This is a genomic window from Paenibacillus antibioticophila, from assembly GCF_000455265.1.
Classification (GTDB): domain Bacteria; phylum Bacillota; class Bacilli; order Paenibacillales; family Paenibacillaceae; genus Fontibacillus; species Fontibacillus antibioticophila.
The window spans coordinates 1,518,756-1,544,685 of the sequence record NZ_HG005139.1 but is presented as its reverse complement, the minus strand read 5'-3'; the positions used below and the strand labels follow the sequence as shown (position 1 = coordinate 1,544,685).

At 47.4% G+C, this 25,930-nt stretch carries 29 protein-coding genes; all 29 read right to left on the bottom strand.

All coding sequences use genetic code 11. The annotated features are described in order from the left end of the window. Complete coding sequence (locus tag TX85_RS06995; protein WP_044478373.1) at window positions 1-498, bottom strand: chemotaxis protein CheD; 498 nt, start codon at window positions 496-498, stop codon at window positions 1-3. Continuing rightward, window positions 491-1,117, bottom strand: a complete 627-nt coding sequence (locus tag TX85_RS06990; protein WP_044478371.1) for a chemotaxis protein CheC — start codon at window positions 1,115-1,117, stop codon at window positions 491-493. The genes TX85_RS06995 and TX85_RS06990 overlap by 8 nt, the downstream gene beginning before the upstream one ends. Before the next feature lie 3 nt (window positions 1,118-1,120). Further along, the gene (locus TX85_RS06985; protein ID WP_044478370.1) at window positions 1,121-1,582 is read right to left on the bottom strand and encodes a chemotaxis protein CheW; all 462 of its coding nucleotides are present in this window, start codon (window positions 1,580-1,582) and stop codon (window positions 1,121-1,123) included. Between the two features lie 46 nt (window positions 1,583-1,628). After that, window positions 1,629-3,695 (bottom strand): chemotaxis protein CheA, encoded by a 2,067-nt coding sequence (locus tag TX85_RS06980; RefSeq protein ID WP_044478369.1) that lies wholly within the window; start codon window positions 3,693-3,695, stop codon window positions 1,629-1,631. Between the two features lie 29 nt (window positions 3,696-3,724). After that, the gene (locus TX85_RS06975) at window positions 3,725-5,128 is read right to left on the bottom strand and encodes a protein-glutamate methylesterase/protein-glutamine glutaminase (protein WP_044478367.1); all 1,404 of its coding nucleotides are present in this window, start codon (window positions 5,126-5,128) and stop codon (window positions 3,725-3,727) included. A gap of 27 nt (window positions 5,129-5,155) precedes the next feature. Beyond that, window positions 5,156-6,046 (bottom strand): MinD/ParA family protein, encoded by an 891-nt coding sequence (locus TX85_RS06970; RefSeq protein WP_044478366.1) that lies wholly within the window; start codon window positions 6,044-6,046, stop codon window positions 5,156-5,158. Further along, the gene (gene flhF / locus TX85_RS06965) at window positions 6,043-7,410 is read right to left on the bottom strand and encodes a flagellar biosynthesis protein FlhF (RefSeq protein WP_044478365.1); all 1,368 of its coding nucleotides are present in this window, start codon (window positions 7,408-7,410) and stop codon (window positions 6,043-6,045) included. Before flhF ends, TX85_RS06970 begins: the two co-directional genes overlap by 4 nt. Next, a complete protein-coding gene (flhA, locus tag TX85_RS06960) occupies window positions 7,407-9,443 on the bottom strand; it encodes a flagellar biosynthesis protein FlhA (protein ID WP_071784172.1) in 2,037 nt (678 codons plus the stop codon). Before flhA ends, flhF begins: the two co-directional genes overlap by 4 nt. A 22-nt stretch (window positions 9,444-9,465) precedes the next feature. Then, complete coding sequence (gene flhB, locus TX85_RS06955; protein WP_044479878.1) at window positions 9,466-10,524, bottom strand: flagellar biosynthesis protein FlhB; 1,059 nt, start codon at window positions 10,522-10,524, stop codon at window positions 9,466-9,468. 46 nt (window positions 10,525-10,570) lie between these two features. Further along, a complete protein-coding gene (fliR, locus tag TX85_RS06950) occupies window positions 10,571-11,365 on the bottom strand; it encodes a flagellar biosynthetic protein FliR (RefSeq protein WP_081671667.1) in 795 nt (264 codons plus the stop codon). Between the two features lie 9 nt (window positions 11,366-11,374). Further along, on the bottom strand, window positions 11,375-11,644 hold the full coding sequence (fliQ, locus tag TX85_RS06945) for a flagellar biosynthesis protein FliQ (protein WP_044478363.1): 270 nt from the start codon (window positions 11,642-11,644) through the stop codon (window positions 11,375-11,377). A gap of 36 nt (window positions 11,645-11,680) precedes the next feature. Beyond that, the gene (gene fliP, locus TX85_RS06940) at window positions 11,681-12,445 is read right to left on the bottom strand and encodes a flagellar type III secretion system pore protein FliP (protein ID WP_044478362.1); all 765 of its coding nucleotides are present in this window, start codon (window positions 12,443-12,445) and stop codon (window positions 11,681-11,683) included. After that, complete coding sequence (locus tag TX85_RS06935) at window positions 12,442-12,858, bottom strand: flagellar biosynthetic protein FliO (protein WP_233500638.1); 417 nt, start codon at window positions 12,856-12,858, stop codon at window positions 12,442-12,444. Before TX85_RS06935 ends, fliP begins: the two co-directional genes overlap by 4 nt. A gap of 134 nt (window positions 12,859-12,992) precedes the next feature. Next, the gene (locus tag TX85_RS06930; RefSeq protein ID WP_044478361.1) at window positions 12,993-13,358 is read right to left on the bottom strand and encodes a response regulator; all 366 of its coding nucleotides are present in this window, start codon (window positions 13,356-13,358) and stop codon (window positions 12,993-12,995) included. Window positions 13,359-13,384: 26 nt separating this feature from the next. Beyond that, window positions 13,385-14,617 (bottom strand): flagellar motor switch phosphatase FliY, encoded by a 1,233-nt coding sequence (fliY, locus tag TX85_RS06925; RefSeq protein WP_044478360.1) that lies wholly within the window; start codon window positions 14,615-14,617, stop codon window positions 13,385-13,387. Then, complete coding sequence (gene fliM, locus TX85_RS06920) at window positions 14,607-15,605, bottom strand: flagellar motor switch protein FliM (protein ID WP_044478359.1); 999 nt, start codon at window positions 15,603-15,605, stop codon at window positions 14,607-14,609. Before fliM ends, fliY begins: the two co-directional genes overlap by 11 nt. A 41-nt stretch (window positions 15,606-15,646) precedes the next feature. Further along, window positions 15,647-16,120: a flagellar basal body-associated FliL family protein gene (locus tag TX85_RS06915; protein WP_044478358.1), complete on the bottom strand. Its 474-nt coding sequence runs from the start codon at window positions 16,118-16,120 to the stop codon at window positions 15,647-15,649. Continuing rightward, complete coding sequence (locus TX85_RS06910; protein ID WP_044478357.1) at window positions 16,117-16,341, bottom strand: flagellar FlbD family protein; 225 nt, start codon at window positions 16,339-16,341, stop codon at window positions 16,117-16,119. The genes TX85_RS06915 and TX85_RS06910 overlap by 4 nt, the downstream gene beginning before the upstream one ends. Before the next feature lie 58 nt (window positions 16,342-16,399). Continuing rightward, window positions 16,400-17,221, bottom strand: a complete 822-nt coding sequence (gene flgG / locus TX85_RS06905) for a flagellar basal body rod protein FlgG (RefSeq protein ID WP_044478356.1) — start codon at window positions 17,219-17,221, stop codon at window positions 16,400-16,402. Window positions 17,222-17,311: 90 nt separating this feature from the next. Beyond that, the gene (locus TX85_RS06900; RefSeq protein ID WP_044478355.1) at window positions 17,312-17,707 is read right to left on the bottom strand and encodes a TIGR02530 family flagellar biosynthesis protein; all 396 of its coding nucleotides are present in this window, start codon (window positions 17,705-17,707) and stop codon (window positions 17,312-17,314) included. A gap of 5 nt (window positions 17,708-17,712) precedes the next feature. Continuing rightward, window positions 17,713-18,222: a flagellar hook assembly protein FlgD gene (locus TX85_RS06895; RefSeq protein WP_044478354.1), complete on the bottom strand. Its 510-nt coding sequence runs from the start codon at window positions 18,220-18,222 to the stop codon at window positions 17,713-17,715. 16 nt (window positions 18,223-18,238) lie between these two features. Continuing rightward, window positions 18,239-18,898 (bottom strand): flagellar hook-length control protein FliK, encoded by a 660-nt coding sequence (locus TX85_RS25300; protein WP_049894847.1) that lies wholly within the window; start codon window positions 18,896-18,898, stop codon window positions 18,239-18,241. Between the two features lie 47 nt (window positions 18,899-18,945). Next, window positions 18,946-19,656 carry a hypothetical protein gene (locus tag TX85_RS25295; protein ID WP_049894846.1) on the bottom strand — a complete coding sequence of 237 codons (711 nt, stop codon included), beginning with the start codon at window positions 19,654-19,656 and terminating at the stop codon, window positions 18,946-18,948. A 33-nt stretch (window positions 19,657-19,689) separates the two neighbouring features. Further along, window positions 19,690-20,646 (bottom strand): MotE family protein, encoded by a 957-nt coding sequence (locus TX85_RS06885; protein WP_044478353.1) that lies wholly within the window; start codon window positions 20,644-20,646, stop codon window positions 19,690-19,692. Window positions 20,647-20,691: 45 nt separating this feature from the next. Next, the gene (gene fliJ / locus TX85_RS06880; RefSeq protein ID WP_044478352.1) at window positions 20,692-21,135 is read right to left on the bottom strand and encodes a flagellar export protein FliJ; all 444 of its coding nucleotides are present in this window, start codon (window positions 21,133-21,135) and stop codon (window positions 20,692-20,694) included. A 10-nt stretch (window positions 21,136-21,145) separates the two neighbouring features. Then, window positions 21,146-22,468, bottom strand: a complete 1,323-nt coding sequence (gene fliI / locus TX85_RS06875) for a flagellar protein export ATPase FliI (RefSeq protein ID WP_044478351.1) — start codon at window positions 22,466-22,468, stop codon at window positions 21,146-21,148. Continuing rightward, entirely contained in the window at window positions 22,446-23,312 is an 867-nt protein-coding gene (locus tag TX85_RS06870; protein WP_044478350.1) for a FliH/SctL family protein, read from the bottom strand. The genes fliI and TX85_RS06870 overlap by 23 nt, the downstream gene beginning before the upstream one ends. Next, complete coding sequence (fliG, locus tag TX85_RS06865) at window positions 23,305-24,300, bottom strand: flagellar motor switch protein FliG (protein ID WP_101781124.1); 996 nt, start codon at window positions 24,298-24,300, stop codon at window positions 23,305-23,307. Before fliG ends, TX85_RS06870 begins: the two co-directional genes overlap by 8 nt. 32 nt (window positions 24,301-24,332) lie before the next feature. Continuing rightward, on the bottom strand, window positions 24,333-25,928 hold the full coding sequence (gene fliF / locus TX85_RS06860) for a flagellar basal-body MS-ring/collar protein FliF (protein WP_044478348.1): 1,596 nt from the start codon (window positions 25,926-25,928) through the stop codon (window positions 24,333-24,335). Window positions 25,929-25,930: the final 2 nt, after the last annotated feature.

The following is a 25,930-nucleotide window of genomic DNA, read 5'->3' as shown; positions in this document are numbered from 1 at the left end:
CTACAATTCCTTTATCCCCATTTGTACACTGCGTATGAACAATATGCCGGTCACACAATCGAGCTCGATCGTACGACCGTAGTTGCCCCCGGTGTCCTCCGCAATCAGAGGAATTCCTAGTTCAGACAGCGCCAGCTTGCAAGACTCCACATTCCGAGGACCGATTCGCATCGAATCTCCGGATCCCGAAAAGGCAAACATTTGAGAGCCGCCCGCCATCTTTGCGACAAGGCGACTGGTCACTACTCCCAACTCATTCATTCTCCGGACCAATTCAGGAACGGCAGTATCTGCATATTTGGCAATATTCAGCGCCCCTTCTCTCGCAATCTCTGAGGATGGAAGCATTACATGGGCTAATCCTGCCACTTTAAGCTTAGGGTCGAACAATGTTACCCCGACACACGATCCCAGCCCAGTGGTACGGATCAAGCCTTCCGTATGAGCGACGTTAAGATCGGCCATCCCAACCTTAACAATCAGATGTTCGTCAATCATCCTGCAAAGGTACTCCTAAGGCGGCAAAGATCTTAGCAAAGGACTCGGGGTCTGGAATCAAGAAAAACTGTCCTTCTACCTCGTGTTGACCTTCAATAAAAGTCGTATCAATCAATAACGCTGAATCGCCCATTTCTCCAAACTGCAGCAGTCCATAACCAAGAATAGCCCCCGCCATATCCAGCGCCAGCGCAGGAACGGTTGGCGTCATAGCGAGCGATGTGAAATCGGCCAGTGAAGAAATATAGGATCCGGCCAATATATTGCCAATCTCTGAAAGTGCGGACCATTCCATTTCCGAAAACTGATCTTCATCCTCAACTTGTATTCCTGCCAGACGGTGCAGCAGCTTCTTGGCTGCCTCCGGGCTAAGGATAAAAAACAGATTTCCCGGCGTGTCCCCTTCCACTCGAAAGAAGACCGCCAGAACGACCTTCTCCGCTCCCCCAACTCGTTCGGCAATGGCTTCGAAGGGAAGCATCTGGACCTTGGGAACAGCCATATCAATCGGTTTATCCAGAAGTCTTGAAAGGGCGGTTGCCGCATTGCCTGCACCGATATTGCCGACTTCCTTCAGCACATCCATTTTAAACTCTGCAAAGTTCTTAAATAAATCCACAGGTTAGCCCTCTAAGCTTTCCAGTTGAATGATCTCATTCCGGTTCAGCACTTCCGAAAGATTAAGCATGACGAGGAGGCGCTCCTCCGAAATTCGCGCAACACCATGAAGATATTTAGCCTTGACTCCACCTACAACATCCGGCGGAGAATCGATTGAATCACTGTCAAGATCAATTACATCATTCGCTGAATCCACAATAAAGCCGACTTCCATTTCATTGGCTACAACAATAATAATTCGGGTCTGATCTGTGTATTCAGCCTCCGGAAGGCCAAATCTCCCCCGCAGGTCGATCACTGGAATGACGACGCCTCGCAGATTGATAACGCCCTTCACGAAGGAAAATGTCTTGGGAACCCGGGTAATCGGCATCATTCGTTCAATGGTTTGGACCCTGTCCACTTCAATTCCGTACTCTTCTGTTCCAAGCTTGAATACGATTACTTTCATTTCTTCTCCCATGAGAAAAACCTCCTTCATTTTGCATGGCTATGTGAATCAAATTCCCCTACTTAATAAACGCGTTCGGATCGATAATTAACGCGACCTGCCCATCTCCTAAAATCGTTGCCCCTGCAACCCCTTGAATGGAAGGGAGGTACTTGCCCAGATTCTTGATGACAATCTCGCTCTGACCGATAAAATCCTCAACAGTAAGTGCAGCCAGCCGATCGCCTTTATGGACGACCACGATCTCTGTTTCTTCCTCAGCACGTTCATCAAATCCAGGCACACTGAACAACTCGCTGAGTGACATCAGAGGAATATGTGTATCTCTGTACGGAATCATGGTATATCCATGAACCTTACGAATCTGGTTGCGCTGAATCAGGCCAGTCTCCACAATAGAGGACAATGGAATTGCATATTTCTCGATCCCCACCTTAATCAGCATCGCCGAGATGATCGATAAGGTCAGCGGCAGCTGAACGGAGAACTTGGTGCCTTGACCAAGCTTTGATTCTACGGATACGACACCGCTAAGCGATTCAATCTTCGACTTAACGACATCCAGGCCCACACCTCGGCCCGAAATATCGGAAATGATCTCTGCAGTACTGAAGCCAGGTGCAAAGAGCAGCATGTACACTTGCTCATCAGTCATGCCGGCCGCTTCACTTTCTTTGACCACACCATTTTTCAATGCTTTCTGCAATATCTTGTCGCGGTCAATTCCCTTTCCATCATCTTCAATTTCAATGAATACATGATTGCCGCTATGGAAAGCTCTCAGCTTAATGGTGCCGGTCTCCGGCTTGCCCGCAGCAACCCGCTCATCAATATGCTCAACCCCGTGATCGACGGCATTGCGAAGCAAATGTACCAGCGGATCGCCGATTTCATCAATGACCGTCCGGTCAAGCTCGGTTTCAGCGCCTGTAATGATAAGATCGATTTTCTTATCCAGAGATTTCGCAAGATCGCGTACCATCCGCGGGAATCTGTTGAACACGGAATCAACCTGAACCATTCGCAGCTTCAGTACAATATTCTGCAAATCGCTGCTGACCCGGCTCATATGCTCAACCGTCTCGGTCAGATCGCTTCGCTTCACTTCATACGCCAGCTGCTCCAATCTCGAACGGTCAATAAGCAGTTCACTGAACAAGTTCATCAGTACATCCAAGCGGTCAATGTCCACTCGAATCGTACGCGAAGGAGTGCTGCTTGCTGCAGGGCGAGCGGTTTCCTTTGTCTGCTTTTGCTCTTTTTGATTTGCTGAAGATGTCACAGCCGATTCTGTCTTTTTCTCAGCCAGAGCCGGCGCACTAGTTGCTGCCGCCTCACTCACTCCGCTGTTAAGCTCTGTGAGTGATTCGTGGTCGAGCAAGACGACTTCTGCTGATTCAATTTCAGACAGGTTCAAGATCAGGCTCTTCAGCTCAGCCGCTTCCTTCTGGGTTATGTAATACAAGGAGAAGCTGCGATCGAATTTTTCTTGCTCGATTTCCTGCACACTAGGATATGACTTTACGACTTCACCATAACGTTCCAGCAAATCGAATACGAGATAGGCCCGAGCAGCTTTAAGCTGGCAGTCCTTGCGAATAGCCACTTCAATGTAAAGAACTTTATGGCCTTCTGTAATAGATTGATCTAATACGGAAAATTGGAATTCATCCAATTGAATTGCCGAACCGTTAAACGAGGACGCTTCTTTCTCTTCGGGCTTTGGTTGCTTGCCCCCCGGCTCTTCACCACGGACAATCGCCTGAAGCGAAGACACGATCGAGCTGACATCCGCTTTACCTTCTCCGCCCTGAGTAATATCCTGTACCATTAATTGAAGCGCGTCCAGACTTTGAAACAGGGTATCAAAGATAAACTCCTGCATTTTCAGCTTATCATTGCGAACCAGATCAAGCACATTTTCCATTTGATGCGTCAACGAGGACAAATCCTCGAATCCCATGGTTGCCGCCATACCCTTCAACGTATGGGCTGATCTGAAGATCACCTGTACAATTCCTAGATCATCAGGACGATTCTCCAGCTCTAGCATATTTTCATTTAATGATTGCAAATGATCATTTGACTCATCGATAAACATGGATAAATATTGGTTCATGTCCATGGTGAGGCACCTCCTTCAAGAGATTCCGTTTATTTCACAACTTGTATAAGTCTTTTTCCAATTTCATGCAGCGGAAGCACTTCAGTAACGCAGCCCAACTCCACCGCCGATCTTGGCATTCCGTAGACAACGCAGGTCTCTTCACTTTCCGCAATGGTTGAGGTTACCCCGGTGTCATACAATTGCTTCATCACTTTTGCTCCATCACTGCCCATCCCCGTTAGAAGTACAATATGGCGTTTTAGCATTCGAAGAGGCAGCAAGGATTCGTACATCACATCAACCGATGGTCTATGGCCATTGCGCGGTGCCTCATTCGAAAGAGTGAGCTTCAGACTTCCGTCACCAGCAGCAGTGACATTCATGTGATAACCCCCGGGAGCAATGTACACTTCTCCTGCCTGTAGAACCATTCCATCCTCCGCTTCAACCACATTCAACTTCGTTAAGGTGTTTAATCGCTGAGCAAGTGATTTTGTAAAATTCGGGGGCATATGCTGAACGATGATCACCGGCGCTGGAAATGCTTCCGGCAATTGTTCAAGAACAGCCCTCAAAGCTTTAGGTCCGCCGGTAGAAGTACCGATAGCGACCAGATCCGTATAGCCTGTACGAATTTTCGGCTCAACCGGAGCAACCTTGTGCGAAACAGCAGGTTTTTCTACCGACACTGTCCGTTCCGGAAGTTTTGCTCGAGTCCCTGGCTGCCTGCCAGCTGCAGATGCCAAATCAGATCCTGCCTGACTCTCACGGGATTTTTTAACAGGCCCTGCTGTAGGCAGGTTATCCGCCTTCTTCCGGGGAAGACCGGAAGCACGCCGATCAGGAAGTTCCTTGCTTTTGACAGGCGCAGCGTCCTTGGCAGGCATACTCCGTAAATCGTCTGTTTTCTTCAAAGAATCAGGGACAGCCTTAGCCGGGTCGAAGCGGGCCTTATCCAGACTACTTGCATCCGGTTTTTTCGGGGGCGGCGCAAGACGCTCTGTTGTCTTGTCTGCAAGTGCAGCTTGTCTTGCCGCTCTTCTCTCAACAGCATTCATAGCAGCCTGCAGTTGCTCTCTCAACTGCTGCCCTACCTGCTTTATATCATGTGAACTGGTAGATGCAGAAGGCTTGCGGATAAAATCAAATGCGCCAAGCTCAAGCGCCATAATCGTCTCCCGCATCCCCTGCTCATTAATTCCCGAGAGCATAATGACAGGCAATGGATGCTGCTGCATGATCAGGCCCAAAGCTTCAAGTCCGTTCATTTCAGGCATTTCAACATCCATCGTTACCAAATCCGGCTTTTGAGCTCCAATCAGATCGATGGCTTCCCGTCCGTTTTTCGCGGTTCCAATCACTTTAAAACCCGGCTCATGCTCGATCAGATCAGAGATAATCCTCCTCATAAAGGCCGAATCGTCAACAACAATCACCTTATAAGGCATCATTGTTCCACTCCATTTCTTTATTCAGAATCATTTCGCAAGTCTTAGCCATTTGTGCATAAATCCTCTGATTCCTGACAAAGTATCCTTTGAGTGTTTTGGTGGAACGTTCAAGAATTTCATAGCCAGGCTCTGAATATCTTTGGCGGCAACGCATCCGGGATACGCAGCAGAAAAGGGAATCTGCCTCTTGACTGCTTGCATGACATGCGAGTCATCACACATATGCCCAAGAGTGGGTATCTCCATCTTCAAAAATTGTTGTGCAACAAGCGAAATTTTCTCAGCAACCTGCCGCGCTTCCGCTTCATCTGTCACGCGATTAATGACCAGCCGGAAGGATACGTCTTCTTCCTGGCCACGAACCACTTTGATTAATGCATAAGCATCCGTAATGGAAGTTGGCTCTGGAGTGGTGACAACCAGACACTCGTCCGCAGCAGTGATAAACTTGAGAGTTTCCTTAGATAGACCAGCACCTGTATCAAAAATAATAAAGTCCATCTCTCCAGCGATGCGCTCTATTTGAGCTGTGAAAAAATTCAAATCAGATTCGGATAAAGTAAATAAATCCGCCATCCCGGAACCACCGGCAATAAAGGGAAGTCCGTTGGTTCCTAACTCTACAATTTCCTGAATATTACGTTCACCTTTTAACAAATGGTACAAGCTGTACCTTGGTCTGACCCCCATTAGAACATCGATATTGGCCATTCCGATATCAGCATCAAAGACGAGCACCTTACAACCCAATGACTTCAATGCCAGTGCAAAATTCAAGGTAAAATTGGATTTTCCCACGCCTCCTTTCCCGCTGGTAACCGTAATGATTCGAGCTGAAGCTGGCTTGCCTGGGGGCGCTCCCTCTGTGCCGGTTCGCCTTGATACTAGTTGTCTAAGCGCCTGTGCCTGATCGTTCATGATGATTCAGCCCCAAGAATCATATCAAGCATCAGCTCATGAGTTACTGGAAGAAGATCATCCGGTACGTTTTGTCCGTTGGCGATATAAGATGCCTTGAGCGGATACCGTTGAAGTAAGTTGTACATCGGCCCGACACTTGCCGTTTCATCCAATTTTGTAAAGATCACTTTATCCAGCCCGTATTTGCTGAAGTGCTCCGTAATTTTAATCATATCCTGCGACTTGGACGTCAGGCTGAGTACGAGATAGGTTTCGCTCTGCTTCTCATAATTAAGAAGGCTGTGAAGCTCGGCGACATGCAGCTCGTTCAAGTAATTTCTTCCTGCTGTATCCATCAGAATCAGATCGCAATCCGATAAGCGCTGCAACGCCCGCTGCACATCTCCCGGTGATTGGACCACCTCAAGCGGAACATTCAATATGGAAGAGTATGTGCGAAGCTGCTCAATCGCTGATATCCGGTAGGTATCAGCTGTAATAAAGCCAACTTTCTTACGAGCCCGAAAAATTTGATCAGCGGCAAGCTTAGCAATCGTCGTTGTCTTTCCTACTCCAGTCGGACCTGCAATGTATACTATTTTTGTATCGCTTCGAATCCCATCCCCGATTCTGTCCCCCAAGAAGGAACTCACCGTTTTACGAAGTACAGTCCTTAATTGCTCATCATTGGCCGTCTTCCCGGAATCAAGCCAATCCTGATAGGCGGACTCGATCCAATTATCAATCAACTCCTCATCCAGGTCCTGCTCGATCAGTAGATTACGAGTCCGATGCAACAACTCAGGCATCTCGCGGCTTCGATTCTGTTGCTTGGCTAATTGCCCGATCCATAGCTTCATTTCTCGGAATTCATCCAGTAACCGTTCCTCTGCTGCAGCACGCTTGCCATCTTCCGCTCTGCCTCCTACGAGAGGCGCCGCAGGCGAATGCGGAGTGACAATCTTCGTCGGCTGTCTCTCCAGATCTTGGCTCTTAACCGAAGCAGCGGCAGCAAGAACCTCTTCTCTATCCGCATCCAGAGAGGATGAAGCTGGAGCCGGGTTCTTCAACGCTTCAGAAGCAGCGGCAGCAAACATTTGCGCTGATTTGCGGTAGGCATCCGGAACAGCGGGCCGGATAACAGGTGCAGATGACGGGGGCTTCATTCCCGAAGCCCTGCTGCCCAAGCTGGCTTTAGAAGCATTCTTCTCATTTTCCTCCGAGGCTGCAATGACTTCGATCTTTCGCTTGCTGAACATTCCTAAAAAACCGCCGACCTTTAAATCCTTAGTGCTAAGAATGACAGCATCTGCACCCAGCTCGCTGCGAATTTTTTCCATGGCGTCCGGCATCGTGTCGACGATATAGCGTTTTACTCTCATAGATTCACCACTCCGACACTTTGAATTTCAACTGTTGGCTCAAGCTCGCTGTAGGATAGAACCGGAATATCCTGCATGCTGCGCTCGATGACCTGACGCAAATACATTCGGATCGTTGGAGAGGTCAGCACGATTGGCTGCTGCCCCGATTGAAGCAGACGGTTAATTTGCTCCGACAGCTTTTGGAATAGAGTCTGTGTAGATACAGGATCCAGAGCCAAATAGCTGCCTTGCTCGGTCTGCTGCACACTTTCGGAAATTTTCTTTTCCAGAGAAGGCCCTACGGTAATTACCCGCATTGTCTCTCCTTGTTGAGTAAACTGCTGGGTGATTTGTCTCGACAGTGCTTGTCTCACGTATTCCGTTAATACGTCAGGATCTTTGGTATAGGATCCGTAATCAGCCAATGTCTCGAAAATTGTAACCATATCTCGAATCGAGATTTTTTCCCGAAGCAGCTTGGCAAGCACCTTCTGAACATCGCCCACTGTAAGCACCGACGGTATCAGCTCATCAACTAGCACAGCATAGTTCTCTTTGAGATTGTCAATTAATGTCTTAGTCTCTTGACGTCCAAGCAGTTCATGGGCGTGCTTCTTAATTAATTCCGTCAAATGCGTTGCCACAACAGATGGGGGATCCACAACGGTGTATCCTGACAGTTCTGCACGATCCTTCGTAGCCTCATCTACCCATAACGCCGGCAAGCCAAACGCCGGTTCTTGAGTCTCAATACCCGAAATGGAATCGTCATCAAACCCAGGACTCATCGCCAAATAGTGATTAAGTAATAATTCACCGCCGCCAACGATATTTCCTTTAATTTTTATGACGTATTCGTTCGGTTTTAGTTGAATATTGTCGCGGATACGGATAACCGGAACAACAAGTCCCAATTCAAGAGCACACTGCCTCCGGATCATAATAATCCGGTCAAGCAAGTCCCCGCCTTGGCCAGTGTCCGCAAGCGGAATCAAACCATAGCCGAATTCAAATTCAATCGGATCAATATGCAGTAAATTGATTACACTTTCCGGACTGCGCACCTCCTCGATTTGTTGTTCCTCCTCTTGAACCTCTTGCTCTATCTGCTTTTTATCCAAGTTCTTTTTCATACGAATTGCCGCAAAGACCAACAGACCTGCGAATGGCAGTGTCGTCCATGGACCAATCGGAGTGAACAATCCAAGTACAGTAATGGTTCCAGCTACTATGTAAAGCAGTTTAGGATATGAAAATAACTGACCTGTAATATCGTCTGCCAAATTACCTTCCGATGAGGCCCGCGTTACGATCAGGCCTGCAGCCGTTGAAATCAACAGCGCCGGAATCTGGCTTACCAACCCGTCACCAATCGTCAGGATGGAGTATGTAGAGAGCGCGTCCGGAAAGGTCATCCCGTGAATCGTCATCCCGATGATGAAGCCGCCAATCAAATTGATCAACAGGATAACAATACTTGCAATAGCATCCCCTTTTACGAACTTACTCGCACCGTCCATCGCGCCGTAGAAATCAGCCTCGCGCTCAATTTTGCTTCGGCGCTCTTTTGCCTGTTGTTCATTGATTAAGCCTGCATTCAGGTCCGCATCAATACTCATTTGCTTGCCTGGCATCGCATCGAGCGTAAAGCGTGCTGCAACCTCTGCCACGCGCTCTGAACCCTTCGTAATGACAATGAACTGTACGACAATCAGAATAAGAAAGACAACAAAGCCAATGACCGGTTGGCCTCCTGAAATCCATGAGCCAAAAGTTGCAACAACATCACCGGCATGGGCCTGGCCCAAAATCAGTTTTGTTGTCGACAGGTTCAGTGCCACCCGAAATAATGTTGTAATCAGGAGCAATGCAGGGAAAATCGAAAACTGGAGCGCTTCTTTCGTATTCATTGCGACGAGCAAAATCATAAGTGCAATAGAAATGTTAAGTATTAACAGGACATCCAGCAGCCAGGTCGGGATCGGAACAATCATAATCAGAACGATGCCGATTATGCCAACCAGGATGAACACATCTTTAAATCTCTTCACCGTTTCTCCTCCGATCCCTTAACTATCTCACTTTTCCTTGAAGCTTATATACATAGGCCAGCACTTCGGCGACTGCCTGGAACAAATCTCCGGGAATACTATCCCCAATCTCCGTTCTTTGGAATAACGCCCTGGCCAGCGGCTTGTTTTCAATAGTAATAACGCCATGCTCCTTCGCAATCTCCTTAATCCGGAGAGCAACAAAGTCCTGCCCTTTTGCCACGACTTGAGGAGCATCCATTTCAGAACCGTCATATTTCAGTGCAATAGCAAAGTGGGTCGGGTTCGTAATAATGACATCCGCTTTGGGAACTTCCTGCATCATTCTTTGCAGCGCCATTCTGCGCTGTCTTTCACGAATTTTCCCTTTGATGAGCGGGTCACCTTCAATTTTTTTATACTCATCCTTAATATCCTGCTTCGACATCTTCAGATTTTTCTCATGCTCGTACCTCTGGTATAAGAAGTCCAACACCGCCAGCACCAAAAGTGCCGCAGCAATTTTAATACCAAGGTTCATAGTAATATCAGCGGTGAAATAAAAAGCCTCCTCTACGGAAATGCGGCTTAAGCCAGCTAGCTGGTCCTTCTCTCCCCATAACGTTGAATAAACGAGGTATCCAATGATGATGAGCTTCATAATAGATTTGAAAAATTCCATCAGAGAGCGCATTGAAAAAATCCGTTTCATGCCTTTAATGGGATCAAGCTTGCTGAATTTGGGTTTCAGCAACTCCCCCGTAAACAAAAAGCCTGCCTGGACATAATTGGCAACAATCGCCATTACAAATATAGTCAAAAATAACGGGGCAAGCAGCAATAAGATTTGAATTCCATATTCACCGAACATCATCATGACATTCTCTGAAGTTACATCCATCGTAAGGCGATTCAAGAAAATATCACTATATAGAGAGATCAGTCTTTCTTTGAGATAGCTGCCGAACATGAGGAGACTTAAAAATCCGCTAATCAATACAACAGCTCCCGGAATCTCCTGGCTTTTGGCGATTTGTCCCTTTTTTCTAGCATCCTGTCGTTTCTTCGGGGTCGCTTTCTCGGTTTTCTCTCCGGCGAACATTTGCAAATCAAGCTTATACCGATACGTCACGAACAATCCTCCCGACCTATGACGGTTGATTTCCAAGGATGCCGAACAAATTATGAAGCGCACGGAACATCACTTCGAATAAATGCTCAAAAGCATAAATAAAACCGGAAACCAACAACATCAGCATGGCAAGGCCCACAATAATCTTCAAAGGGATGCCGATAACAAATACATTGAATTGAGGAGCTGTACGGGCCAGAAATCCTAGAGCAACATCCGTCAGAAAAAGAGCTGCAACAAGCGGAGCAGCCATCTGGAAAGCAAGAACAAAGGACTGTCCAAATGCGCTAACCAGGAACTCCGTCACATTTCCGGAGGCCATCCTCAGAAACACATCATTGTTTAATGGGATCCAGTTATAGCTGCGGATAACCGCATCAAGCAAATAGTGATGACCATTGATACTAAAAAAAATCAAAGTAGCAAAAATATACTTGAAATTACCGATTACCGGCGCTGAGGTGCCTGTCATCGGATCAATCACATTAGCGATCCCGAAGCCGATTTGAATATCGATGAAAGAACCTGCCGTTTGTATAACCGCAAATATCAGGAAGGCTGCAAAGCCTATTAACAATCCGATCAAGACCTCGCGCAGGATCAAGAGAATATACTCCAAATCCGCTGGCACAGGCTGATTTACCCCCTGGATCAATAAGATGAATAAAGAAATGATCCCGGAAATACCGATCTTAAAGGATGCCGGCACGCTTCGCGATGAAAAGACAGGAGCGACAACAAAAAATGCTGTCATTCGACAAAAGATAAGCATAAAGACTGAGATTCCCTGAACAATCAGCTCTGTTATCATATAATCAGCCTATCCGATATAGTTGGCCAGGTTATTTAAAATGCCATAAGTAAAATCAACCAGCGTGGATAAAATCCAAGGTCCGAACATCAGCAAAGCAATCAGTACAGCAATAATCTTTGGGACAAAGGCAAGCGTCTGCTCCTGAATCTGCGTTGTAGCCTGAAAGATACTGATGATCAAGCCCACAACCAATGCGATTACCAGCATCGGGGCACTCGCCTTCAATACGGTATAAACGGCTTGTCCGGCCAATGCAATAACAAATTCCGAACTCATCACCGTCATCCCCTTTAATAATATGATTTCAAATATTTACGTGATAAAGCTTGCCAACAATGACTTCACAACCAGGTACCAGCCGTCCACCAGAACAAACAGTAGAATCTTAAACGGTAATGAGATCATTACCGGCGGCAGCATCATCATCCCCATGGACATAAGCACACTCGCAACTACAATATCGATGATCAAAAAGGGAATAAAAATCATAAACCCCATTTGAAAAGCCGTTTTAAGCTCACTGATTGCATAAGCGGGAACCATAACCGTTAACGGAATGTCTTCGTAGCTCTCAGGCTTTTCCGTCTTGGTGTAGCTCATAAACAACTGCAGGTCTTTAGGGCGCGTATGGGAATACATAAACTTCTTCATCGGAACCGCCGCTTTGTCCAAAGCCTCTGTCTGCGAAATTTCGCCCTTAATATAAGGTTGCAGAGCAACTTCATTAACAGTTGATAATGTAGGACTCATGACAAATAACGTTAAGAACAAAGCCAGACCAATTAATACTTGGTTCGGAGGCATGGATTGCGTTCCAAGCGAACTCCGCACAAAACCCAGTACGATCACAATCCGGGTAAAGCTCGTCATAAGCACCAGAATAGCCGGCGCTACACTCAATACTGTAATGATCAGGATCAAGGATAGGGAGCTCGTTCCCGCCTCGGAGCCCGATCCGCCGCCAATTGAGATATCTATCCCCGGAATAGGGTCTACTGGGGCAGCCGATGCAGTAGCTGCAACGAAAACACTCCATAATGCAAAAAGCAGAGTAATAGCAAGGCTCTTTTTCTTCATGAATCCCTCAACCGATCTGTAGATTGTTGTTCCTCATCCTTCAGCAGCGCCTCCATCTGAGACTTGCGGTTAGGCATTTTTTGCAACTGAGAGTGAAATACCTCGTGAAAGGCCGTTTCATCAAGCTCTTCCGACTCTGAAGCAGGCTCCTTGCGGATACGGGATACGAGACTACTGAAAAACGTGGATAGTCCCGCAAACTCGCTCCCTTCCCTCTCAAAAGCCTGCTGAACAGCCAATATCTCATCTGAATCGGTGATTTTATCAAGCAAGGTGATATTTTCACCCACGCCTACCAAATAGATTCTGTCACCGATCTCTACGACCTGAAGTGACTTGTTCTGCCCTACTCCAACCGCACCAAGGGTACGGATGGCCCCGCCTTGCGTCAGCATCCGGTTTCTCTTGCCCAAGAATTTGATTAGTAGAACTATCAAAGCGATGATTATAACAAGTGCGAAAATGACAGAAATCAGGTTGCCCCAAATATTCACATCACCGCTTGGATATACTGGTTCATCCTGCTGTAGAAGAAGCATAGCGTTCCCTACATTCCCAAGGTTTTGTTAATCGCTTCAATAACCCGGTCAGCCTGGAACGGCTTCACAATGAAATCTTTCGCACCTGCTTGAATCGCATCAATAACCATCGCTTGTTGGCCCATCGCAGAGCACATAATGACTCTGGCATTTGCGTCCATGTTCTTAATTTCCTTCAATGCTGCAATTCCATCCATCTCTGGCATCGTAATATCCATTGTAACTAGGTCCGGACGCAATTCTTTAAACTTCTCCACTGCTTGCGCACCATCTTGTGCTTCACCAACAACTTCAAATCCGTTTTTTGTCAAAATATCACGGATCATCATTCTCATAAATGCTGCATCGTCCACGATAAGAATTCGGTTAGCCATTGATTAAAAATCCTCCCTAAGAATCTCTATTGTAATTTTTGAATGCGGTCCCATTGGCTCACTATATCTGTAACTCGAACACCAAAGTTCTCATCGATAACGACAACCTCACCCTTAGCGATCAACTTATTGTTTACCAATATGTCAACCGGCTCCCCGGCCAGCTTGTCCAATTCGATAATCGAACCTTGGGACAATTCCAGAATATCTTTGATCTGCTTTTGGGTCCTTCCTAATTCTACGGTGACTTTGAGGGGAATGTCCATCAATAAGTTTAAATTATTTGCGTCAGTTTGACCGAAAGCCGGATTCCCCAAATTCGCAAACTGAACAGGCTGTACATTAATCCCGCGCCCACCGCCATTTCCATAATGCTGAGGCTCATTATACGGCCGTTCCTGCGGGGGATAATAGTATCCCGGCTGCTGCATTTGCGGCTGATAAGGCTGCTGATGCGGCGGTTGCTGATAAGCTTGCTGCGGCGTGGACTCATTAGGTGACTGGAAGGTCGGCGCAGGCGCCTCGTAGACCGATGCTGCCGCAGCTGCCTCTTCCGCCGCACTCTGTGGCTGGCTGTCCGCTGAACCGCCGATCAAACTGTCCACCATTTCTTTTGCGAATTTCACCGTTAATAGCTGCATAATCGTGGAATCGATGAGTTCCCCAATCGTCAAGCGGAATGATATTTTAATCAACGTCTCATCAGGCGGGAGACTGTTTGCGCCCGAGCCATCGGACATGTCAAGAATATCGATTCCGGGTGGAGAAATGTTTACAAACCGATTGAAAATTGTAGACATGGAGGTTGCCGACGATCCCATCATTTGGTTCATCGCTTCTTGAACCGCACTGATATGAATCTCGTTCAGCTCTTCCTCTGCAGGATTTCCTTCCCCGCCGAGCATCAAATCCGCAATCACCTGAGCATCACGTGTCTTGATGACCAAGGAGTTGACTCCTTCAAACCCGTCTACATACTGAACATGAATGGCTACATGCGGTTTAGGAAACTCCGTCTCGAATTGACCACGGGTAATAATAGAAACTTTAGGAGTAGTAATGTCTACCTTTTTATTCAACAGCGTGGACAACGCTGTGGCCGCGCTTCCGAAGGTGATGTTGCCAATCTCCCCCAAAGCATCTTGTTCAAGCGGCGTAAGATAATCTGATACCGTCTTTTCAGCTGGTGCAGGATCGGACATGGACTGCTTAAGCAACGCGTCGATCTCTTCCTGTGATAAATAATCTTTACTCGTCAAGTTCCTCAACTCCTTCGCTGACAATTTCATCAATTTGAACGGCAACCCTGTCTCTTGTCATCCCTGGACTTCCGATATATTTAAGCCGGTTCCCTACCCTGATGGCAAGACCATCTTCAACCTGCTTGTTCAGTGAAATCACATCGCCAATTTGCAGTCCCAGAAATTCCTTCACAGAGATCTGAGACTCGCCAAGCTCCGCAACAATCGGCAATTTAGCTCGATTGACACGATGCTGCAAGGCGTCGATTTCTTCGGGAGCGCGATTTTTTTTCTGGGATACAAACCAGTGGTGCACTGACAGTTTAGGCATAATCGGCTCGATGACGACATGAGGGATACAAAGATTGATCATCCCCGAGGTGTCCCCGATCTTTGTGCTCAGCGAAATCAGCGCAATCGTCTCATTCGGCGAGACAATCTGCATAAACTGAGGATTTGTCTCCAAGCCTTCCATCCGCGGATTAATATCGATAATCGTTTTCCAAGCTTCCTGCAGGCTTTCAAATGCTCTGCTGAATATCCGTTCCATAATAATGGTCTCGATTTCCGTTAAAGAGCCGATTTTGGAAGGGGCAGCCCCCACTCCCCCAAGAAGTCTGTCCAACATGGCAAACGCGACATTGGGATGTACCTCCAGTACCATTCTGCCTTCAAGAGGCTCAGCTTCAAAGATATTAAGAATGGTCATTTTCGGGATAGAGCGGATAAACTCATCATATGGAAGCTGTTCGACTTGCACTACATTGATCTGCACGAATGTCCGAAGCTGTGCCGAGAAATAAGTGGTGAGAAACCTGGCAAAGTTTTCATGGATTCGCGTCAGGCTTCGAATATGGTCCTTAGAGAAGCGGACCGCTCTCTTGAAGTCATAAGATCTGATTTTTTTCTGCGTCTCTTCCTTCTTTAATTCCTCGGCATCCATTTCACCGGAGGAAAGTGCGGCCAAAAGCGCGTCAATCTCATTTTGTGATAATACATCTACCAAACAACTCACCTCCTTAGCAGAAATGGAATAGACCGATAGCTTTAAATTGTTGTCATGATGAAGTCATTAATATCGATCTGCACCACTCTTCCTTCCGGAAGTGATTGGTTGATCAGGTTCAGCAGCTTTGAGCTTAGATTGTCTTTGCCTACAGATCCGGTCAATTCTTCCGGCTTTGTGTCCGCAAGAGTCTTAATTATAATTGACTTTACTTTGAAATCCTTGATCTGATCAAAGGAAGCCTTGGAGCTCTCCTTGTCCAGCTGGAAGGCAAAATTGATAACTACAACATAATTCGGATCTGACAAATTTGTTTTGATCTGATCCATCGTTGCCGTTACCTTCACCAATTCTTCAGCTGGCAGCCTTGGAGGCGAACCTACCTCGGCAACCGAAGCACTTACTTCTGTTCCCGCTTCGGGACGTGTCATTTGGTTCATTAATAGAAAAGCGGCGAGTACAATCAGCGTGATGGCAAGTAAAATCGTAATTAGCCATGGCACCATTTTTTTCATGACAATTCCTCCGTTTGTTGCACTTTAATGGTTGCAGCGTGGATACCGATCTCGCTATAGTACTCCTTGACCATCGCTATAACCTCAGCTGCTTTTTCCAGAACGATGATACGCTTGCCGGTGATCAGCGTTACGTATGTATCCGGAGTCTCTTCGACTGTTTCGATCATAAGTGCATTAAGCCACATCGGCGAACCGTTCAACCTTGTTACAGAAATCAATGCTCTCCCTCCAATCGGGCCAGGGAAGGAAGCTTATCCCTCCCTGCCCCCGTTCATCCTATCGCTTCAGGTTAACGACTTCCTGAAGAACTTCATCTGAAGTAGTGATAATACGCGAATTTGCCTGGAAACCACGTTGAGCAACGATCATCTCTGTAAATTCACCTGTCAGGTCTACGTTGGACATTTCAAGCTGACCGGGCACGATTGCTCCTGTGCCATCTTCGATGCTGTTCGCTGCTGTAGTAATAAGCTCACCATCCGCATGGGCGTTAAGAGTCATCCGATATAGATTGCCTCCGATTTTCTCCAAGCCCTCTGGATTGGAGACCTTGCCCACACCGATTTGAGCTCCTTCTTCAGTTGTACCGTCACTCATCTTTTGGACAATGGTACCGTTGGCGGAGATTGAGAAAGCAGTCACCTCTTCATCAAGCGGCTCAAGAGGCTCCCCGTCAATGTCGCAAACAAGAAATCCATCCGAAGTAACCAGCTGTCTGGCGGCATCCAAGTGAAAGTCACCCGCACGGGTTAGAAAAGGATCTTCCTGATCGGGAGACAGCTTGACCAGGAAGAATCCGTCTCCGTCAATCCGCAAGTCAAGCGGGTTATTTGTTGTCATTGCGCTACCCGCAGTATGGAGTGTATCAATGGATCCGATAGATACGCCAAGGCCGATTTGTCTAGCGTTAATACCGCCGCTCTCGCCATCTTCAGGTGCAGTTACACCGGATACTGTCTGGCTCATAATATCTTTAAACATAACGCGTCCAGCCTTAAAGCCAACAGTGTTCACGTTCGCGATGTTATTCCCGATTACATCCAGCTTGGTCTGAAAACCGCGCATCCCTGAAACGCCCGAATACATGGATCTAAGCATCTTGTAATTCCTCCCAAAATTAAATTTGAAGTTGAGGCCGCATCAGTCGATCCGCGTCCTCATTGGCTTCCGATACCGGGCCAGCCATGATCAAGATGAGATAATGACGGCGCTATCGATTTGCGTGAATACATTGTCCTTCATGCTGCTCCCATCCATCGCAGTCACTACGGTTCGATTACCTACATTCACAATTAGCGCCATATCTTGAAGTAAAATAAGTGAGTCCTTAGCCCCCTTGGCAGCAGCTTGCTCAATCGCAGATTCAATTTTCTGGATCTGTTCAGGCTTCAGTTCAATCCCTCTCTGCTCTAAGCGCTTGACAGCATGATTACTGAAATGAAGCAACTGGCTCTGAAGTACATCCTTAAATTCTACTGAGGGGGATGCTGCCTGGTTACCCGATCGCTTGGCTGCTGTAGATATGCCAATGCCAGGTTGTATCCTGCCCGGATACAGGGCACCGATACGAATCGGTTCGTTCATCTGTATCACTCCCCTTGATCGCTGCCGGAGAGATCGTCGACTGCGCCTTCTTCCTGGTCAGGTGCGTCTTCAACTCGCTGAATGTCCGAGATTTCGATTTCCTTGCTTCCAACCTTGACATAATGCACGCCGTCACGAACAATAATTGAATCCACCAGGCCGCTCTCATAGTTTGTAATAACTTCAGATTTCCCGGTAGATATATCGTAATTCCCTGTTTTTGTCTCTCCTTGCCAGCTCACAACTTTACCGATCAATCCCGAGTTATTCCCAAGCGATTGACTCATTGCTGATAATTGAGAAGAGATGTTAACCAACTGCTCCACTGATGTGAATTGCGCCATTTGTGCAATCATATCCTTGTTATCCATCGGCGATAAAGGATCCTGATTCTGCATCTGCGTGAGCATCAGCTTGAGAAACGAATCCTTCCCCAGTTCATTATCAGTCTTCGTAGAAGCATTTGTACTTGAATAGTTAGACCACAGAGGGACTCCATTAATAGAAGAAGCCATATTTTACCTCCTCTCATTAGACTCGTGCGACAAAGGAACTGCCCAATCCGGCTTCACGTGTCCGAACATCAGTCATCCATTCCGTCCATTCTTCATTCAAATCCTGTACGGATAGAAAATCTTCTTCTCGAACTTCGTTGCGTTGTCTGTCGCTATGCTGTTGATTCAAGTTGGACGAACTTCCTTGTTGACGGCCATCCTGATACATATGGGAGGAGAGGCCGACATTTTGTGTTACTTCCAGCTTGTTCACCTGCAGCCCCTGAGACTGAAGCGCAGAGCGCAGTTGGGCCATTTGGCCTTCGAGAGATTCCTTCGCAAATAGATGCTCGGTCACAAACTGGGCAACCATATGGCCATTTTGCATTGTGATCTTTACATCCACTTGACCAAGGTGTTCAGGATAGAGGGAGATTCTTGCTTCGGAAACACCGCCAGCCTTTATAATCTCCAGCTTATTCACGATGAACTTACCGACCTCGTCACTGAACTTTTCCACAGGAACCTGATTTGCAGGAATCTTCAATGCTGCCACTGAATGATCACGAAGTGCAAGCTGACCGGCGGTTACGATCGTTCCAGACTGAATCCAACCATCGGTTTCAGCCAGGGTACTATCGGCTGCAGCCTGTTTGCTGCCGGCTGTCGGATCCGATTCTTTAACTTGCTGCTGCACTACCTGGAGCGGTGCCGTGTCCGTGACATTCTTCAGAGGCTCCGCATCTAAATCGCTGGTTGGCTGCTTCCGGTGGTCTGAGGCTGCTTTGCATCCTGATTCGCTAATCCCAGCTGGCCGGCCAGCTTTCCTGCAAATTCACTGCCCGTAGTTTGGCTGCTGCGATTTACTGAGGCTTTCTCCGCAGACAATCCCGCATTCGTCAAAATCGCTTGAAGGGACTCCAGAATCGATGTTGCTTGTCCTGAGGTCACATTTGTAAGCTCTGACTGATTTGCGCTGCTTTTTTGCGCAAGTTGCATCATTACGTCTTGCAGGGCAAAACGGATGGTTTGCGGCTGTTCCGCCAAAGTCAGCAATGCTTCATTAGAAGCATTCTGTTCTGCCTTTTGATTGGATGCACTATTAAGGAAAGAAATCGCACTTTGCAACCAGCCTTGAAGCATGTCCAAAAGCTCCTGATTATAGGAAGACTCCTTGTCAGCTTGTTCCAGCTGTGCAACCAGTCCATCAAGCAATCCCGCCACATCGGCCTCGGCATTCCCCTCAGCATTCTCGGCTGAATTAGCCAGGGACAACAAGGTCAGCTGTGCTGCCAAGCCGCCATCTTGAGTTGCCGCTTCTCCGCCAATCATCGTTAATAACGCCAAACCGAAGGCAGAATCACTTCCTTGTGCGCCCGAGCTTTTGGTTGCCGAGCCGGTCCACAAGCCTCCTAGCGCGGAATTAGAAGATACATTCGATACAGATTGACTCATTTTTTTCACCTCCTTTCATAGGTCTTCAATGCCTTATTCAGTTACCAGTTGATTCATAATCTTCACGGACAGCTGTTCATCCGCCTTCATCATCTCTTCTAAAATACTTGATCTTGTTGAATCCCCAACTGCCTTAAGAATTCTTAATGCTTTGTCAGGGCTGATTTTGTAAGTCTGGACAATCAGTTTGGCAGCTGATTCAGCCGGGAGTGATGAGAAGGTTTGACTCAACTGAGCATCCGTTAGGCCAGCTGATGCTGACTGTGAAGCTCCTGCTTCTTCAGCGGCCTCTTTTTTGAGTCTGGACTGCAAAGCTGCAATCGCCAAATCCTCAGAAATATTTGCATCCTTAAGCATGATTGAAATATCAGCAGCTTTCTGGGCATCCATTTTCTCAAGAATAGCTGCCTTGCTCTCATTGTTCATCACACTCAGCATTTGAATGGCTTCCTCGGTGGTCAGCTTGTCAAAGATCGCCGCAGCTTTGCTTGGACTCATTCCCGCATAGAGCTGAGCCAATTTTTTTACTTCCTTTTGATAAGCGGCTTGAGCTTCGCTCTGTTCAGCAGCCGTCTGCTGTTCCTTTTCAGCTTCCAGCTGTTGTTCCAGCTCTTGAGCTTTAGTGGCCTGCTCGGCAGCCTGCTTGTTGGCTTCCGCAAGCTGAGCTTCCTGCTCTGCCACCTGTTCTTTCAGCTGCTTCAATGTTGCTTCAGTGCTTTCCCGCTGCTTTCGCTCTTCCTCTTCCGCATTGACTTCAGTATCATCCGTTTCGGCTGAAGCATCCTTAGAAGCAGAATCAGGAATCCAATTTCTTATGATCGGAATTCTCTCCCCGATATCCATCAGCGTTGCACGAAAATTCATATTGAATAAAGCCAGCAGTACACCAAGCAGCACTACAGTAAAGAGAATCGGTGTCATAAAAAACAAGAATCGCGAAAATCCGCCTACCGATTCCTCAATTTCTTCTTCAAAATCATTTTGAGCCATCTTGATTCCTCCTTCGCAAACCTAATGCATTGGCACTGTCTCCGATTACCGGCCTCTCATGGCAAAGCGGACCGTAGCCATTTCATCCAGTTCGTTCTGTTCCCGAAGAAGGCTCTCATGCTGAAATTTATCCTTGGCCTTTTCTTTCGCCTTGAGCCATACCTTTTCGTCCAGCATTTTCCCGGTCAATACTGTCTTTTTTTGCTCTACCTTTTGTTCTGCGCGCTGTACATCTCCGGCTTTACGGAGAATACAATCGTTCAGATGCTCGAGATAGCGTTGAAGCTCTTGCAGCTTGATCATCGAAGCGCTGTTTTCCATTTCGTCCTGAAGAGTAAAATAGATGCGCTTCCGCTCTTCATTCAGCTGCTCCAGTGAGTACTGTTCCATTTGCAGTTCTCCAACTGCCGCAGACAACATCCACTCAGCCTGCGTCTTTTCATTGGTTTTTAAATCGACGACCTTTTGATAGACGTAACGGAATTTCATGCTCTACTGCTCAGCTCCCACCCGAAAATTCTGATATCAAGCGTACTCGAGATTCCTCAAGAGTAACCTTCTCATTCACTTTCTGTTTGGAAAAGCTATTAATGCTCTGAATTGCATCGATGGCCTCATCAATGGCCGCATTCGAGCCATGCTGATAGGCTCCGATGTTGATCAAATCCTCTGATTCCTTATAGACGGCAAGCAGACGCTTATAATTCTCCGCCGCAGCATTCTGATCGTCAGCTACGATATCCTTCATCACCCGGCTGATGCTGGCCAAGATATCAATCGCCGGAAAGTGTCCCTTGTTCGCTATATTCCGGTTCAGCACGATGTGCCCGTCCAGAATGCCACGCACTGCATCGGCGATCGGCTCGTTCATGTCGTCCCCGTCAACGAGCACGGTATAGAAGGCCGTAATCGAGCCCGTCGGACCCGTGCCCGCTCGTTCCATCAATTTAGGCAAAGCCGCAAAAACAGAAGGCGTATACCCTCTCATCGCAGGCGGTTCGCCAACGGCGAGCCCAACTTCGCGAAGCGCCATCGCATAGCGTGTGACCGAATCCATCATCAGCATGACATTCAGCCCGCGATCGCGGAAATACTCGGCAATTGAAGTAGCGATAAGCGCCCCCTTCATTCGAATAAGCGCTGGCTGATCAGAGGTTGCTACGATTACGACAGAACGTTCAAGACCCTCCGGCCCCAAATCCCGTTCGATAAAATCGAGCACCTCTCTTCCCCGTTCACCGACCAAAGCAATGACGTTGACATCAGCTGCGGTATTCCGGGCGATCATTCCCATCAGGGTACTCTTCCCGACACCCGAACCGGCAAATATCCCCACGCGTTGACCTTTGCCGATCGTAAGCAGTCCGTCAATGGCTCGAACCCCGATGCTTATCGGCTCCGCTACTCGCGGTCGTGTCAAAGGATTCATTGGTTTATTTGAAGTCGAGTAGTGTCCCATTCGTGAAGGCAGCAAGGAACCGTCCAAGGGTTGTCCCAATCCATCGAGCACCTTGCCGAGCAATTCAGAACCAACCTGCACCGTTAAAGGCTTCCCGGTTCCAACCACATCACAGCCTGGACCGATAGAGGTTAGCTCGCCTAACGGCATCAGCAGCACCTTATTATCACGAAAGCCCACGACCTCCGCCTGCAGCGGTTGGGTGGATTTTCCCGGATAGATATAACAGACGTCACCGATACTAGCATCCGGCCCTTCAGATTCAACCATGAGCCCAATTACCTGGGTTACTTTTCCGTTAATTCGCACCGGATCCACTTGTCTTAGATGCTCAATGTATCTATCTGCCTTCATATTCGCCATCTCCGCTGCTCCATTCATCACTTTGTCTGGATATTCGCAGAAGCTCCTTCTTGATTTCCTTAAGCTGGGTATCAACTTTAGCATCTACGCTGCCGAATGAAGAACGGATTACACAGCCCTTATCGTGCACGGCTGGATCGGGAAGAATTTGCAATTCTGCCTGTGAATCGATCACCAGACTTAATTCTTCTCTGGCTGCCTGCACAAAGGAAAACTGAGTTGGAGATACACAAAGCGTCAATATGCCTTGTTCTTTTTTGCGGGACAAACTTTTTTTGATCAAATCAATGGTGTAATCCGGATTGATCTCCAGTTGCTTGTCGATTACCTTTTCGGCAATCGCACAGCTAAGTTCGACCAGGAACGGCTCAGCTTCTTGAATAATCTGATCCTTCTCCACATAGGCCTGCTGGAGTACTGCAGAAGCTTCAGCCATTTTTCCGGAGATCTCATCCTGCAGATCCTCCAGCGCACGCTGTTTTCCTTCTTCATAGCCTTCATTGAAGGCTTCGGATTTAACGGCTTCAATTAAATGCTCATCCTGCTCCCGGCGTTCATTCCACCAACGTTCTATCTCCGCCTTCGCCTCTTCCAGCATACGCTCTGCCTGCTCCGACGCGACTCTAATCTGGGTTTCGGCAAAATCCTTGGCATCAGACAACATTTGATTTCTTGCTTCCTCAGCGGCTAAGTCCTGGGCCGAAGGCTTGTCTTCAACTTCTACAGCTTGGTGCTCTTCCTCATCTGATCGCTGCTCCTCAGGGACATCATATGTCCTTGCCAAATTCAGTTGCTTGAGAACCTCAACCGGCACATACTGGGATACTTTGATCAAATTAGACAATGATGTCATCTCCTCCGCCACGGGCAATGATTATCTCACCGGAATCTTCCAGTCTGCGGATCGTAGCCACAATCCGGGTCTGAGCTTCCTCCACATCACGTAGCCGCACAGGCCCCATAAATTCCATTTCTTCCTTGAAGGTATCCGACATCCGCTTGGACATATTGCGGAATACGGCATCTCGAACCTCGTCGCTTGCCACTTTAAGCGCAAGCTGCAAATCGGCATTCTCCACGTCGCGAATAATGCGCTGGATCGAGCGGTTGTCGATATTGACAATATCTTCGAAAACGAACATCCGCTTCTTGATCTCTTCGGCCAATTCCGGATCCTGAATCTCCAGTGAATCGAGAATAGTACGCTCTGTTCCCCGGTCGACGCCGTTGAGGATTTGAACAATCGCCTCGAGCCCGCCAGCAGTGGTGTAATCCTGAGTAACCGTTGCCGAGAGCTTTTGCTCCAGCACACGCTCGACCTGAGAAATCACTTCCGGAGATGTGCTGTCCATCATGGCGATCCTTCTTGCTACCTCAGCTTGTTTTTCCTGAGGGAGCGAAGACAGAATCGCAGCTGCTTGCTCGAATTGCAGATAGGACAAGACTAAAGCAATCGTCTGTTCATTCTCATTCTGAATAAAATTCAGAATCTGGTTTGGATCTGCCTTGCGGGCAAAGTCAAAGGGTCGAACTTGAAGCGTCGCAGTAAGGCGGTTAATGATATCAATTGCTTTGGATTGACCAAGCGCCTTCTCCAGAATCTCCTTGGCATAATTGATCCCCCCTTGGGTAATAAATTCCTGAGCCAGACAAATCTGATGGAATTCCGACATGATCATGTCTTTTTCTGCGTTATCCACCTTACGTACATTGGCGATTTCCAAAGTTAGCTGCTCAATCTCATCCTCACGCAAATGCTTAAATATCTGTGCCGATACTTCAGGACCAAGCGTAATAAGTAAAATCGCCGCTTTTTGCTTGCCTGATAACATGGGAGTCGTTGGTTTTGACAATGCGTTCACCTCTATTCGTCAGCCAGCCAGGTACGAAGCAAATTGACGAATTCGTCCGGCTTTTTCTTGGCCAGCGTCTCTAGCTGTTTGCGCACCTGATTTTCGTTTGTAACAGTATCCAGATTAATCGACGGGAATTCCGGAGTAAGCGGCACAGGAATTTCCTCTTCAATCTCTTCGGGCTGCTGTTTGCGTCCGCGGCGTACCAGTACGAACACAACTCCGGCAATGGCAAGCAAAGCCGCCGCAAGAGCTCCCCATACAAGCGGGCTTGAAAGACTAAGTCCGGAAGATCCCGCCTCATCCTTATAAAAAGCTTGGGACAACACCGAAACTTTTTTAAGCAGTTCATCGTCTGTATAAGTACTACCAGAATCCGCTAAGTAGGAACCAACAATATTAGCCAGCACATTTTCGATATCCGCTTTTGTAGTAGGATCTAAAGTTTCTTGTCCGTTTGGTGGTTCAACAGCAACATTTATGGTTAAATCTTTAATGACGTATGGACTTGCGACGATATCCTTGGTGATTCTATTGACATCGTAGTTAATTATGGAGGAGGATTCCTCTGATGAAGTTGTGGCACCGTTATTGTCAGCGGCCGGATAATTAGTTACATCCGTTTCACCCGTTCCGGCTACGCCGCTGTTTGGTGTGCCTTGGCCGGTATAGCTCTTTTGAATTCGTTCAGCGCTGATTTCGATCCCCTTCATGTTTTCCGTGTCCACCGGGGTTACTAGGTTTTCCCTTTGACTAATTTGATCAAAATTCAGCTTGGAATTAACGAGAACCTCGACTTTTTCCTGACCCATCAACCGTGACAGAAACTGTTTGACGCTCTGCCTCACATCGCTCTCGAACTTTTTCTGCAGCGTCAGGTTTTCTTGCACTGCCGAGGTCAATGAGCCAATTTGCCCCTTACCCTCTCCTGTCGGCAACAAGATAGAGTCATCACTAGAGGAAAGCGAAATATTTTCAATCGGCAGATTGGGTACAGAGGTCTTAACTAAGTTGAAGTATCCGTCCACCGCTTCCTGATCCGGACGATAGCCGGATTTGAAGGTTACTACTACTGATGCTGTAGCCTTTTCCTTTTCATTAAGACTGGCAAATACATTTTCTGCCGGAAGATTAATTAATACTTTGGCGTCCTGGATGCCTTGCATTCGTTTAAGCAATTGCTCAATTTCACCGTTTAAAGCACTTTTATATTTGACGTTAAACTCATTATCCGTCATGCCAATCAGCGAAGATCCTTCATTAAAGGCTTCCCAACCAATCGAGCCGTTCTGAACAATCCCTTGAGAGCCTACCCCAATCTTCACCCTGGAAGCATCTTTACTAGGTACTGATATGCTAGTTCCGTCAGTGCCCAGTTGAAATGGGATCCCGCCGCTTTCAAGATATTCAATAATCCCGGCAGCATCCGTTGAATCGAGATTGGTAAAGGCTACCTCATACTCCGTCTTCGAGAATTGGATGGTAAGCAGTATGATCGCCAGCAAAATGATTCCAACTGTGGAAAACAGCATAATTTTCTGTTTATTACTGAATCGGTTCCAGAATTCGGTAACTTTCGTCCGATACTGGGCTATTCTTTCATTCACAA

Excerpts from the sequence above, each read along its gene's own strand:
- TX85_RS06980 (WP_044478369.1), bottom strand. The coding sequence starts at position 3,695 with ATGGACATGAACCAATATTTATCCATGTTTATCGATGAGTCAAATGAT.
- fliQ (WP_044478363.1), bottom strand. The coding sequence starts at position 11,644 with ATGAGTTCGGAATTTGTTATTGCATTGGCCGGACAAGCCGTTTATACC.
- TX85_RS06995 (WP_044478373.1), bottom strand. The coding sequence starts at position 498 with ATGATTGACGAACATCTGATTGTTAAGGTTGGGATGGCCGATCTTAAC.
- TX85_RS06985 (WP_044478370.1), bottom strand. The coding sequence starts at position 1,582 with ATGGGAGAAGAAATGAAAGTAATCGTATTCAAGCTTGGAACAGAAGAG.
- TX85_RS06885 (WP_044478353.1), bottom strand. The coding sequence starts at position 20,646 with ATGGCTCAAAATGATTTTGAAGAAGAAATTGAGGAATCGGTAGGCGGA.
- TX85_RS06900 (WP_044478355.1), bottom strand. The coding sequence starts at position 17,707 with ATGAACGAACCGATTCGTATCGGTGCCCTGTATCCGGGCAGGATACAA.
- fliJ (WP_044478352.1), bottom strand. The coding sequence starts at position 21,135 with ATGAAATTCCGTTACGTCTATCAAAAGGTCGTCGATTTAAAAACCAAT.
- fliP (WP_044478362.1), bottom strand. The coding sequence starts at position 12,445 with ATGAAGAAAAAGAGCCTTGCTATTACTCTGCTTTTTGCATTATGGAGT.
- flhF (WP_044478365.1), bottom strand. The coding sequence starts at position 7,410 with ATGAGAGTAAAACGCTATATCGTCGACACGATGCCGGACGCCATGGAA.
- TX85_RS06930 (WP_044478361.1), bottom strand. The coding sequence starts at position 13,358 with ATGGCTAACCGAATTCTTATCGTGGACGATGCAGCATTTATGAGAATG.
- fliG (WP_101781124.1), bottom strand. The coding sequence starts at position 24,300 with ATGTTATCAGGCAAGCAAAAAGCGGCGATTTTACTTATTACGCTTGGT.
- TX85_RS06970 (WP_044478366.1), bottom strand. The coding sequence starts at position 6,046 with ATGAACGATCAGGCACAGGCGCTTAGACAACTAGTATCAAGGCGAACC.
- fliR (WP_081671667.1), bottom strand. The coding sequence starts at position 11,365 with ATGATAACAGAGCTGATTGTTCAGGGAATCTCAGTCTTTATGCTTATC.
- flhB (WP_044479878.1), bottom strand. The coding sequence starts at position 10,524 with ATGTTCGCCGGAGAGAAAACCGAGAAAGCGACCCCGAAGAAACGACAG.
- TX85_RS06975 (WP_044478367.1), bottom strand. The coding sequence starts at position 5,128 with ATGATGCCTTATAAGGTGATTGTTGTTGACGATTCGGCCTTTATGAGG.
- flgG (WP_044478356.1), bottom strand. The coding sequence starts at position 17,221 with ATGCTTAGATCCATGTATTCGGGCGTTTCAGGGATGCGCGGTTTTCAG.
- TX85_RS06915 (WP_044478358.1), bottom strand. The coding sequence starts at position 16,120 with ATGAAAAAAATGGTGCCATGGCTAATTACGATTTTACTTGCCATCACG.
- fliI (WP_044478351.1), bottom strand. The coding sequence starts at position 22,468 with ATGGCGAATATGAAGGCAGATAGATACATTGAGCATCTAAGACAAGTG.
- TX85_RS25295 (WP_049894846.1), bottom strand. The coding sequence starts at position 19,656 with ATGAGTCAATCTGTATCGAATGTATCTTCTAATTCCGCGCTAGGAGGC.
- TX85_RS06895 (WP_044478354.1), bottom strand. The coding sequence starts at position 18,222 with ATGGCTTCTTCTATTAATGGAGTCCCTCTGTGGTCTAACTATTCAAGT.